Genomic DNA, 10,654 nt, shown 5'->3' with positions numbered 1-10,654 from the left:
GGGGGCCGGGGACGGGCGGGAGGCGCGCCGGTGACGCCCCGCGCCCGCCTCCTGCTGTTCGCCGCCGGCGCCGCCGGGACCTTCGCGCTGTTCACCGCCGGGGTCCTCGGCCTGCCCGCGTTCGGCGGCGCGTCGCACCCCTACGCCGACCGCGCCGTCCGGGAGGCCGTCCGGCAGGGCACCCCCAACGCCGTGGCGTCGGTCACCTTCGACCAGCGCGCCTTCGACACCCTCGGGGAGGAGCTGATCCTGCTGGCGGCGGCGCTCGGCGCCGTCGTGCTGCTGCGCGCCGTCGCCGGGGAGCGGCGCGGCGCCGCGCACCGGCACGGGCCCGCCGAGGTCCCGGACGCGCTGCGCGTCACCGGGTGCCTGCTGCTGCCCCTGACCCTGGTCGCAGGGGTCTACATCGTCGCGCACGGCCACCAGTCCCCCGGCGGTGGATTCCAGGGCGGCGTCGTCCTCGGCACCGCCGTCCACCTGCTCTACCTGGCCGGGGACTACCCGGCGCTGCGGCGGCTGCGCCCGGTCCCGGTGCTGGAGTCCGCCGAGGCAGCGGCGGCCGCCACGTTCACGCTGCTGGCCCTGGCCGCCGCCGGGCAGGCCGCGACCGGCCGCGTCCCCGCCCTCAACGGCGCCGTCGGCGCCGAGGTCGGCTGCGCCCTGGTCGTGCTCGTCGCCAAGTTCTTCGACCAGGCGCTGCTCGTCCACGGCGCCGCCCGGACGCGGGAGGGGCCCGCATGAGCGTCCTGCCCTACCTGACCGCCGGGTGGATCATGCTCGCCGGCGTGTACGGGATCGTCACCAGCCGCGACCTGATCCACGCCGTCGTGTGCCTGTCGGTCACCCAGTCCGGCACCTACGTGCTGCTGCTGGCCGTCGGGCACCGCTACGGCGCCACCGCGCCGGTGTTCTCCGACCGGCCGCCGCCGCCCGCCGGGCCGCCCGTCACCGACCCCGTCGTGCAGGCCATGGCCCTCACCGACATCGTCGTCGGCGCCACCGTCACCGCGCTGCTGCTGGCCCTGGCCGTGCAGGTCGCCAAGCGGCGCGGCACCCTGGACCCCGACGCGCTGCGCTCGCTGGAATCGTGATCCCCTCCACCGCGGTCGCGCTGCAGGCCGCCGTCGCGCTGCCGGTGCTGGCCGCGGCGGTGCTCGCCGGCGCCGGGCGGTGGCTGCCGCGGCCCGCCGTGGACGCGACCGCGCTGGCGGCCGCGGCCGCCGTCACCGCCCTGACCGCGCTCACCCTCGCCCGCTCCGGCCGCGGCCCCCAGGTCGCCTGGCTCGGCGGATGGGGGCCCGGCACCGGCGTCGGCATCCCCCTGGCCGCCGACCCCCTCGCCGCCGGGCTGGCCTGCGTCACCGCCGCCCTCACCCTGGCCGCGCTGGCGTTCTCCTGGCGGTACTTCACCGAGATCCAGGCGATCTTCCACGCGCTGGTGCTGCTGTTCCTGGCGTCGATGTGCGGGTTCGTCTACACCGGGGACCTGTTCGACGCGTTCGTGTTCTTCGAGCTGATGAGCGTGGTGGCGTTCGCGCTCACCGGGTACCGGGCGGAGGAGCCCGCGACCGTGCACGGCGCCCTGAACTTCGGGATCGTCCAGTCCATCGGCGCCTACCTGTCCCTGGCCGGGATCGCGCTGCTGTACGGGCGCACCGGGCAGCTGGGCCTCGCCGCCATCGGACGCCACCTGTCCGGCGCCGGCGGCGACCCGGGCGCGGGTTCGGGCGGGGCGCTCGTCACCGCCGCGTTCGTGCTGGTCTGCACCGGCTACCTGGTCAAGGCCGCCGCCGTCCCCTTCCACTTCTGGCTCGCCGACGCCCACGCCGTCGCGCCCACCCCCGTGTGCGTGCTGTTCTCCGGCGTCATGGTCGAACTCGGCGTGTACGGGGTGGCGCGGACGTACTGGGCGGTGTTCGCCGGGCTGGTCCCGCTGCGCGGCATCGCCGTCCTCGGCGCCGCCGCCGCGCTGCTGGGCGCCGTGATGTGCGTGCTGCAGCACCACGTCAAGCGGCTGCTGGCCTACTCCACCATCAGCCATGTCGGGCTGCTGCTGGTCGGCGCCGCCGCCGGGACCCCCGGCGCGCTCGGCGGCGCCGCCTACTCCCTGGCCGGGCACGCGGGGGTGAAGGGCGCGCTGTTCGTGGCCGCCGGGGTGCTGCTGAACCGGCACGGGAGCGTCGACGCCCGCGAGCTGCGCGGCCGCGGCCGCGGCATGCCCGTCACCGGCGCGGTGTTCCTGCTCGGGGCGCTGTGCCTGGCGGGCCTGCCGCCGTCGGGGCTGTTCGCCGGGCACGCCGTCACCGAGCACGCCGTGCTGGAGCTGGGCTGGTGGTGGTATCCGCCGCTGTCGGCCGCCGCGTCCGCGCTCACCGCCGGGGCCGTGCTGCGGGTGTGGCTGACGGTGTGGCGCGGCACCCCCACCGAGCAGGAGGCCGGGACGGGCGGGCGCGAGGACCCCGAGACGCCCGGCGGGCTGCGGTCGGCGCCGTGGACGATGCTCGGCCCGGCGGTGGCGCTGCTGGCCGCCGGGCTGCTGGCCGGGCTGCTGCCCGGCGGCGCGGTCGCCGGCGCCGCGCACGCGTTCGCCGACCGCGGCGCCTACGCCGCGCTCGTCCTGGACGGGCGCGCCGCGCACCCGCACGCGGTGCCCGCCGACCCGTGGACCGCCGCGGGCCTGGCCGGGGCCGCCGTCGCGCTGGCGGCGGCGGTGGCGGTCGCCGCGGCCGGCGTCCGCCGCACCCCCGACCGGCCCGGCCGGGCCGCCCCCCGCAGAGGCCGGTGGGGAGCGGTCGCGGCGCGGCTGCACGCGCTGCACTCGGGCCACGTCGGCGACTACGCCGCCTGGCTCACCGCCGGCGTCGCCGTCCTGGCGCTGCTCACCGCCCCCTGGTGACCCGCGGTCAGGTGCTCCACAGGCGGCGCTTGCGGTAGCGGGGCTCCCACACCACCCGGTTGCGGTCGCGGACCGGCCCGGGCAGCGCCGTCAGGAACCGCGACCGGTCCACCGGCGCGATCCCGTCCACCACCCACGGGACGAACAGCTCGGCGCCCGCCGCGCAGCGCAGGGCGGCCTCGTCGGCCAGCGCCCGCCACTGCCCGGACTCCAGCACCGACTCCGCCAGCGGCAGCACGGTCGCCTCCTCGTGCCGCAGATGCGCCTCCAGCGCGTCCCGCAGCGTCCGCACCGCCGCCACCGCGCCGCCGCCGCCACCGCTCGTGCCGGTGGCCAGTGCCGTGTCGACGGCGGCGATCAGCGGTCCGAGCCGGGCGCGCTCGGCGCGGATCTCCGCCAGCACCGCCAGCTCCGCCGGACGTCCGGCCACGGCGCGCTCCACGCGCGGCCACAGCGTCCGGTCCTCCAGATCGTGGTGCATGCGCAGCTGCTGGGCGAGGTTGTCCCAGCCCGCCCGCACATGCGCGGCCCCGCCCTTGCCCGCCGCCACCGCAGCCGCGAGCCGGTCCAGGTCCCGGCGGAAGGCGGTGTGCGCTGCGGACAGGAGGGTGCGGCACGTGGTGTCGCGCGTCGCGACCGCGAAAACTCCCATGCATATAAGAAGGTGTGGCGCCCGCGGACGTGACATCCCCGGGCGCCGAAGAGACGCACCTCACAGCCCCCGAAGCGCCCCCTCGGGGTGCTCGGAGGCGGGGCGGGGCGGGGCGGTCGCGGTCAGCGCGGCCCGGCCGCGGCCAGGACCTCCAGGTAGTGCGGGTTGGTCATCACGCCGAGCACGTTGCCGAACGGGTCGATGACCGACGCGGTCACGAACCCCGTGCCCGCGCCCCGCTCGGTGATCTTCTCGTGCTCGCGGGCGCCCATCGCCAGCAGCCGCTCCACGGCGGCCTCCAGGTCGTCCACGTGCCAGTACATGATCGCCCCTCCGGGCCCGGCCGCCGCGGGGCCGCCGGGCCGGAACCGGGCGTCGATCAGGCCCAGCTCGTGCTGGTAGTCCCCCACCCGGAACTCGTAGTAGCCGGCGCGGCCGCCGGGCCCGGGGACGCTGAAGTAGGGCTGGACGCCCAGCAGCTCGGCGTACCAGTCCTTGGCGGCCTCCAGGTCGTCGGCCCACAGGCTGATGGTGGCGAATCCGCGCAGCATGTCGCTCCTCCGTCCGAGACCTGGAACCTCCCGGCCTCGGTACCGACGCTAAACCCCCATTAGGTCATTGAACGTCCGCAAAGGACGGCAGGATGAGGAGCATGCGCGATCCCTCCGGGCGGCTGCTGCGGCTGCTGTCCCTGCTGCAGACGCCCCGCGAATGGCCCGGCTCCGAGCTCGCCGAACGGCTCGGCGTCACGCCCCGCACCATCCGCCGCGACGTCGACCGGCTCCGCGAACTCGGCTACCCCGTGCGGGCCGCGCGCGGCGCCGCCGGCGGGTACCGGCTCACCGCCGGCGCCGCCATGCCGCCGCTGCTGCTGGACGACGACGAGGCCACCGCCGTGGCGATCGCCCTGCGCACCGCCGCCGGCGGCGCCGTCGCCGGCATCGAGGACACCTCGCTGCGCGCGCTGGCCAAACTCGAGCAGGTCCTCCCGCACCGGCTGCGGCCCCGCGTCGCCGCGCTCACCGCGGCCGCCGTGGCCCTGCCGCCGCAGGACGGCGGCCCGCCGCCCGCCGACCCCGCCGTGCTGGCCCTGCTCGCCGCCGCCTGCGCCGCCCGCGAGCACGTCCGCTTCACCTACACCGCCGCCGGCGGCGAGGCCACCCGCCGGCTGGCGCAGCCGCACCGCCTGGTCGCCGCCGGCCGCCGCTGGTACCTGCTCGCCCACGACGAGGACCGCGGCGCCTGGCGCACCTTCCGCGCCGACCGCATCACCGGGCCGCACCGCACCGGGGTCCGCGGCCCCGCGCGGGAGCTGCCCGGCGGCGCCGACGCCGTCTCCTGGACGATGGACGCCCTGGCCGGCGGGTCCGGGCGGATCCGGGCGCGGCTGCTGCTGCACGTCCCGCTCGCCGAGGCCGCCGGGCACGTCACCGCCTGGCACGGCGTCCTGGAACCGGCCGGGGACGGGGCCTGCGTGCTGCACACCCGCGGGGACTCCCTGCGGTTCCTGGCCCACCGCGTCGCGCTGCTGCCCGTGGACTACACCCTGCTCGACCCGCCCGAGCTGGCCGGGGAGCTGGCCGCCGTCGCCGCCCGCGTCGCGCACGCCGTGCGGGACTTCGGGCGCTAGCCGAGGGAGGTGTCGCCGAGCGACTCCAGCAGCGCGCGCAGCGCCCCGGCCAGCCGCGCCCGCTCGGCGGGGTCCAGCGCGGCCAGCAGCCGGTCCTCGTTGGCGGCGTGCTCGGCCACCAGCTCCTCCACGGTCTCCAGGCCGCGCGGCGTCAGCCGGATCCGCACCGACCGGCGGTCGCCGGTGTCGCGGACCCGCTCGACCAGGCCCTTGGCCTCCATCCGGTCGATCCGGTTGGTGATCGCTCCCGACGTCACCATCGCCGCGGTGAGCAGCTCCCCCGCCGTCAGCTCGTAGGGGGCGCCGTGCCGGCGCAGCGTCGCCAGGACGTCGAACTCCCAGCTCTCCAGTCCCCGCTCGGCGAAGAACCGCTTCAGCTCCCGGCCCAGCAGCAGCTGCGCCCGGGAGATCCGCCCGATGACGCCCATCGGGGACACGTCCACGTCGGGCCGCTCGCGCCCCCACTGCGCCAGGATCGCGTCCACCGCGTCCGCCACGGCCCCTCCCCGCATTCTCTCAACATTGAGATTATCAATGATGGAACATCCGCGCGCGGGTGGCCACAACCGGCACGCGCCCTCGACGGCCCCGGGCCGCGCCTGGGATAAACGAGACCGACCACCGCCAACCAGGTAATGGTGTAATCATGGAGAGCCTGTACGAGCACGCCGGCGGCGAGGAGGGCCTGCGCCGGTTCATCGGCCTGTTCTACGCCTCCCTCCTGGCCGACGACCTGCTCCAGCCGCTGTTCGGCGAGGGCCGCGCGTCCCACGTCGACCACCTCACAGCTTTCACCGCCGAGACCTTCGGCGGCCCCGACGCCTTCACCCGCGAGATGGGCGGCTTCGCGCACCTCATCGACGTCCACCGCCACCTGAAGATCACCGAGGACCAGCGCGTCCGGTTCGTCGAGCTGTACATGGCCGCCGCCGACGCCGCCGGGCTCCCCGCCGACGCCCCGTTCCGCCGGGCCCTGCGCGAGCACGTGGAGTTCGGCTCCGAGGTCGCCAGGCAGAACTCCAACGCCGAGACCGACGACGAACTGCACCCCCTGCGCGAGGTCCCCCACTGGGACTGGCCCGACCCCTGACCTCGCCTCTCAAGCGCCGCCGCGCACGCCGCGGTCGATGGCGTCGGCGTGCTCGGCGAGCCAGTCGATCTCCCGGTGCAGCCAGGACCCGGGCGCGGTGACGCGTCCGGCGCGCTCGTGCATGTCGCGTTCGGCCTCGACCCGGGCCACGATGCGCTGCCCGAAGCCGCGGCGGTCGACGTTGTCGAAGCCGTAGGCGTCGAGGAAGGTGCGCAGCAGCGACAGCTGATGCGCCAGCGGGGCGGCGATCTCCGCGCCGAGCAGCCACAGCCAGGCGGCGTAGGCGAGGTCGCGCACGCGCGGGCCGGGGGCGGCCTGGTCGAAGTCGAAGGCCAGGGCGGGCAGGCCCCCGGCGAAGGTGACGTTCAGCGGCGAGAAGTCGTTGTGGCACACCGTCTCCCGGCCGTGATCGTCGTCCTCCACCCTGCACCTGCCCCTCATCGCAAGCCGGAGCCGGGCGCGCGCGTGAGGCGGGCGGCCAGGTCCCTGGCCTGCTCGGGACGCGGGTTGGCGCCGGTCAGCACCGTCGCCATGCGATCGCCGGGGACCGCGCCCTCGGCGATCGCCGCCAGGCCCGCCGCCCCCGCCGGCTCCAGCACGATCCCGAGCGTGCGCGCCGCCAACTCCATCGCGGCGGAGATCGCCGCGTCGCTCACCAGCACGATCTCGTCCACCAGGGCGCGGGCCCGCCGCACCGAGGACTCCAGCGGGGTCCGCACCGCGATGCCGTCGGCGAAGGTGCGGGCCCTTCCGACCGACACCGCGCGGCCGGCGCGCAGGCTCTCCAGCATCGAGGGGGCGCCCTCGGCGTTGACCCCCACGATCCGGGTGCCGGGCGCGTGCTCCCTCATCCAGCGCGCCACACCGTTGATCAGCGCGCCGTCGCCGACCGGGAGGACGACGGCGTCCCAGCCCGCCCCGCCAGAGCCGCAGGTCAGTTCGAGCCCGATCGTCCCGGCGCCCTCGGCGATCGCCGCCTGGAACCCGTCCCGCAGGTGGACGCGGCCGGGACGGCGGCCGGCATGGGCGGCGGCCCGCCGCGCCGACGCGCCGTCGGGCCCGGCCGCGACGACCCGGGCGCCGAAGGTCTCCATCCGCTCCCGCTTGGCGGGGTTGACGGTCTCGGGCACGAACACCTCGACCGGCATCCCCCGGGCCCGCCCCGCGTAGGCGACGGCCTGCCCGAAGTTGCCCGAGCTGGCGCACACCACCGGCGTGCCGGGGACGAGCGTGCTCAGCACCAGGTCGGCGCCGCGGCCCTTGAAGCTGCGCACCGGGTTGGCCGTCTCCAGCTTCACCGTCACCGCGCGGCCGCCCAGCGCCCGGCACAGCTGCTCGTCGAGGTACTGCGGGGTGTTCAGGAACACCGGATCGATCACGTCCATGGCCTGCTCGATCCGCGCCACGTCCAGGTCCACGCCTGCCGCCCTTCACTCAGAGGCTGTGGGAGACTGGGGCGTTCGTCAGGCGGATGCGAAGACTGGAGCGGTCGGTGGGGGGTGTGCTGCGGGTCTCGCGGCCCAACGCGCGGTTCCAGCAGTGGGAGGCACTGCTGCGGAACCGGACAAAGCGGCAGCGGGCGGGAGAGTTCCTCGTCCAGGGCGTCCGGCCGATCACCCTGGCGGTGGAGCGCGGCTGGCCGGTGCGGGCGCTGATCTACGACGCCGAGCGGCCGCTGTCGCGGTGGGCCGAGGAGATGCTGGAGCGGGCCGGCGCCGAGCGGGTGGCGATGGCGCCCGCGCTGCTGCGGGAACTGAGCGGCAAGGAGCAGGACGTCCCCGAGCTGGTGGCGGTGGTGGCGCTGCCCGACGACGACCTGTCGCGGATCGCGGTGGGGCCCACGTTCCTCGGCGCTGTGTTCGACCGGCCGACCGGGCCCGGCAACATCGGCACGATGGTGCGGTCGCTGGACGCGTTCGGCGGCGCCGGGCTGATCGTCACCGGGCACGCCGCCGACCCCTACGACCCCAAGGCCGTGCGCGCCTCCACCGGGTCGCTGCTGGCGGTGCCGGTGGTCCGCACCCGCTCCCACCGCGAGGTCCTGGACTGGGTGGCGCGGGAACGGGCGGCCGGACGCCCCCTCACCGTGGTCGGCACCGACGAGAACGGCACCGCCGACATCGCCGAGGTCGACCTGACGGGCCCGGTGCTGCTGGTGATCGGCAACGAGACCGCCGGGCTCAGCGCGGGCTGGCGGGAGGGCTGCGACACGATGGCGCGGATCCCGATCGGCGGCGCGGCCAGCTCCCTCAACGCCGCCGGCGCCGCCACGGTCGCCCTGTACGAGGCCGTCCGCCAGCGCGGCCGCCAGCCCTAGCCTTCACCCCGGCTCTGGCTTTCACGCCGGCGGGGCCTGGTCGTCGCCGGCCGCCGGCGCGTCGGCGGGCCCTTCCTGATCGTCGGTGTCGCCGCGGACCGGTCCGGCCGCGGCCTCCGCGCGGACGGCGCGTTCACGTTGCGCCGCGGCGTCGGCGCGGGCGGCCGCCAGGTCGGTTTCGAGCCGGTCGCGCAGGGCCTGGCAGGAGGCGAGGGCCCGCTGCGCGGCGGCCTGTCCGGTGGCGGCCTCCTCGGCGGCGGCCCGCAGGTCCCGCTGCCGGGCCTCCAGCGCTTCGGCGCGGGCGGCGGCCTCGCGCCCGTGCCGCATCGCGTCGTCGCGCGCCTGCTCGGCGGCCTCGGCCCTGGTCTGCTGGTTGCGCGCCTCGCCCTGGGCGGCCGCCAGCGCCTCCCGCGCCGCTGCCAGGGCCGCGGTGGTGTGCGCCAGTTCGGTTTGGAGGGTCTGCGTCCGCTCGGTCTGGGCGCGAGCGGCGGCCTCGATGCGGGCGCGTTCCTGCTCGTGGGTCTCGCGCGCCTCGCGCAACTCGGCGGCCTTGGCGTCGCGGGCGGCCTCGGCGGCGGTTTGCGCTTCGCGGGCCGCGTCGCGGGCCTGCCGGTGCGCGGCGACCATCTCGGCGGTGTCGGCGCGCACCCGCTCCAGGTTGGCGCGGTCGCGGGCCGCGGCCTGCTCGGCGGCCCGCTGGGCTGCGCGGGCGGCCTCGGCGGCGGCGACCGCTTCCTCGCGCGCCTTGTCGGCGGCCAGGGCGCGGACGTCGGCGTCGGCTTCGGCCTGCGCCGCGGCGGTCGCCTCGGCCTCGGCCCGCCGCACCCGCGACAGTGCTCCTTCCTGGGCCGCGGCGAGGAACTCCTGCAGCTCGGCCAGTTGGCCCTGCAGGGCGCCGATGGCAACCGGCACCCGCTGGGCGAGCGCCTCGGCCTGGCGGAGCGGTTCGTCGACCGCGGCGGCGTCGGCCGCGCGCCGGTCCCGGCTGGCCTGGTCGGCGTGGGCCTTGCTGCAGTACTTGGCGGGCCGCCCCCGGCCGCGCACCGGAAGCGGTTCGGTGCAGCCGGCCAGCGCGCACTCCCCCGCCGACGCCGACTCTGAGGTCTCGACCTCCCCCCGGCCGTCCGCTTCTCCTTCTTGGGCGTCACCGGCGGGCGATCCGCCCTCTGCCAGATCCTCCGGAGCGGCCGGTGTCGTCGTGCCCGGTGATGGCTGTGCGGGCGGGGTGCCGTCGGTGCCGTTCGCGCTGCTCGTCTCGCTGCTCACCCGCCCAGCATAACGATCTTTTCGCTGGACGATTCGCGAAATGATTACCGCGACACGCGCAACGCGTAATCAAGACCACGTTGAGACTCCGGCATAATGACGGTTATCCTGGTGTGCATGATCAACAGCGGGCGCGGGCCCGAAGCCGTGGCGATGGCGGGCGCATGACCGCCGTGTTGAACGACAAAAAAATGTCAGTGATGGTGCCATGCATGTCAGTCGCGCGTCGTCTTCGTCAGCGGCAGCCTAGCACATCGTAGCGCTGACCTGCGGGGTTGTGCCTCACTCCTCTGTGAGTCCTCCTTGCGGCAGAGAGGGGCGCGAGGCCTGGTTGCGCCAATCTTGTCAGCGAGATCGCGCCAATCTTGTCGGTGGAGCGTTGGAAATTCACTTGTTTTGAGATTTTCCTGGTCGCTCTAAATGGGGGCAGGTGGCGCACTGCTGGTCGGCCGTGGCGCGTCGGAACAGTCCCCCCCCTGTTCCGAGAGTCTTGTCGAACGGGAGGCTTCGTCTGCCTGTGACCGGATCGGCGATCTCCAGGAAATGTATACCGTTAACTTTTCTTGTTTCATTAATGGCCATGGAGGAATGTTGCGTGCCGGTTCCTTGGATACCGGGAGGGGCGGGGCGCGACGAGGGCGCTGGACGGCCGGAAGTGTCCAGTTGGGGTGGCCTGTGTGGGACCTGTCTGATTGGTGTTGCAGCTACTGCTCCGGGTGCTTGTGGCAGGTTGTTCGCTCATCGCGACGGTGGGTGGGAGGCCCTGTTCGGCCGCTGTGCTCACCGGATGCGGTGTTGCGGGC

At 75.6% G+C, this 10,654-nt stretch carries 12 protein-coding genes; 6 read left to right on the top strand and 6 right to left on the bottom strand.

Translation table 11 applies throughout. The annotated features are described in order from the left end of the window. The 3 genes from ETD96_RS08520 to ETD96_RS08510 form a co-directional block, all read left to right on the top strand. On the top strand, positions 1-741 hold a 741-nt coding region (locus ETD96_RS08520), incomplete at its 5' end, for an MnhB domain-containing protein (RefSeq protein WP_240807388.1). Then, a complete protein-coding gene (locus tag ETD96_RS08515) occupies positions 738-1,091 on the top strand; it encodes a sodium:proton antiporter (protein ID WP_138635746.1) in 354 nt (117 codons plus the stop codon). The genes ETD96_RS08520 and ETD96_RS08515, both read left to right, overlap by 4 nt. Beyond that, on the top strand, positions 1,088-2,896 hold the full coding sequence (locus ETD96_RS08510; protein WP_205719167.1) for a complex I subunit 5 family protein: 1,809 nt from the start codon (positions 1,088-1,090) through the stop codon (positions 2,894-2,896). The genes ETD96_RS08515 and ETD96_RS08510 overlap by 4 nt, the downstream gene beginning before the upstream one ends. 7 nt (positions 2,897-2,903) lie before the next feature. Here the strand turns inward: ETD96_RS08510 and ETD96_RS08505 are convergent, their stop codons facing one another. Beyond that, the gene (locus ETD96_RS08505) at positions 2,904-3,548 is read right to left on the bottom strand and encodes a hemerythrin domain-containing protein (RefSeq protein WP_138635745.1); all 645 of its coding nucleotides are present in this window, start codon (positions 3,546-3,548) and stop codon (positions 2,904-2,906) included. 122 nt (positions 3,549-3,670) lie between these two features. Further along, positions 3,671-4,099 (bottom strand): VOC family protein, encoded by a 429-nt coding sequence (locus tag ETD96_RS08500; protein ID WP_138635744.1) that lies wholly within the window; start codon positions 4,097-4,099, stop codon positions 3,671-3,673. A gap of 101 nt (positions 4,100-4,200) precedes the next feature. Between ETD96_RS08500 and ETD96_RS08495 the strand changes: the two genes are divergently transcribed. Further along, a complete protein-coding gene (locus ETD96_RS08495; protein WP_138635743.1) occupies positions 4,201-5,178 on the top strand; it encodes a helix-turn-helix transcriptional regulator in 978 nt (325 codons plus the stop codon). Here ETD96_RS08495 and ETD96_RS08490 read toward each other — a convergent pair. After that, entirely contained in the window at positions 5,175-5,675 is a 501-nt protein-coding gene (locus tag ETD96_RS08490; RefSeq protein ID WP_138635742.1) for a MarR family winged helix-turn-helix transcriptional regulator, read from the bottom strand. The genes ETD96_RS08495 and ETD96_RS08490 overlap by 4 nt on opposite strands. 149 nt (positions 5,676-5,824) lie before the next feature. On the opposite strand from ETD96_RS08490, the gene ETD96_RS08485 reads away from it, so the two are divergent. Continuing rightward, positions 5,825-6,268 (top strand): globin domain-containing protein, encoded by a 444-nt coding sequence (locus ETD96_RS08485; protein WP_138635741.1) that lies wholly within the window; start codon positions 5,825-5,827, stop codon positions 6,266-6,268. A 9-nt stretch (positions 6,269-6,277) separates the two neighbouring features. On the opposite strand, the gene ETD96_RS08480 is transcribed toward ETD96_RS08485, so the two are convergent. Both ETD96_RS08480 and ETD96_RS08475 read right to left on the bottom strand, forming a co-directional pair. Next, on the bottom strand, positions 6,278-6,691 hold the full coding sequence (locus ETD96_RS08480; protein ID WP_205719166.1) for a phosphotransferase: 414 nt from the start codon (positions 6,689-6,691) through the stop codon (positions 6,278-6,280). Positions 6,692-6,705: 14 nt separating this feature from the next. Further along, complete coding sequence (locus ETD96_RS08475; protein WP_138635740.1) at positions 6,706-7,686, bottom strand: threonine ammonia-lyase; 981 nt, start codon at positions 7,684-7,686, stop codon at positions 6,706-6,708. Between the two features lie 74 nt (positions 7,687-7,760). Between ETD96_RS08475 and ETD96_RS08470 the strand changes: the two genes are divergently transcribed. Then, positions 7,761-8,585, top strand: coding sequence for a TrmH family RNA methyltransferase (locus ETD96_RS08470; protein ID WP_240807386.1), 825 nt, complete (start codon positions 7,761-7,763; stop codon positions 8,583-8,585). Between the two features lie 21 nt (positions 8,586-8,606). On the opposite strand, the gene ETD96_RS08465 is transcribed toward ETD96_RS08470, so the two are convergent. Continuing rightward, positions 8,607-9,851 (bottom strand): hypothetical protein, encoded by a 1,245-nt coding sequence (locus ETD96_RS08465; RefSeq protein WP_138635738.1) that lies wholly within the window; start codon positions 9,849-9,851, stop codon positions 8,607-8,609. Positions 9,852-10,654: the final 803 nt, after the last annotated feature.

The sequence above is a fragment of the Actinomadura geliboluensis genome (assembly GCF_005889745.1).
Lineage (GTDB): Bacteria > Actinomycetota > Actinomycetes > Streptosporangiales > Streptosporangiaceae > Spirillospora > Spirillospora geliboluensis.
This window is presented reverse-complemented; position numbering and strand designations above follow the sequence as displayed.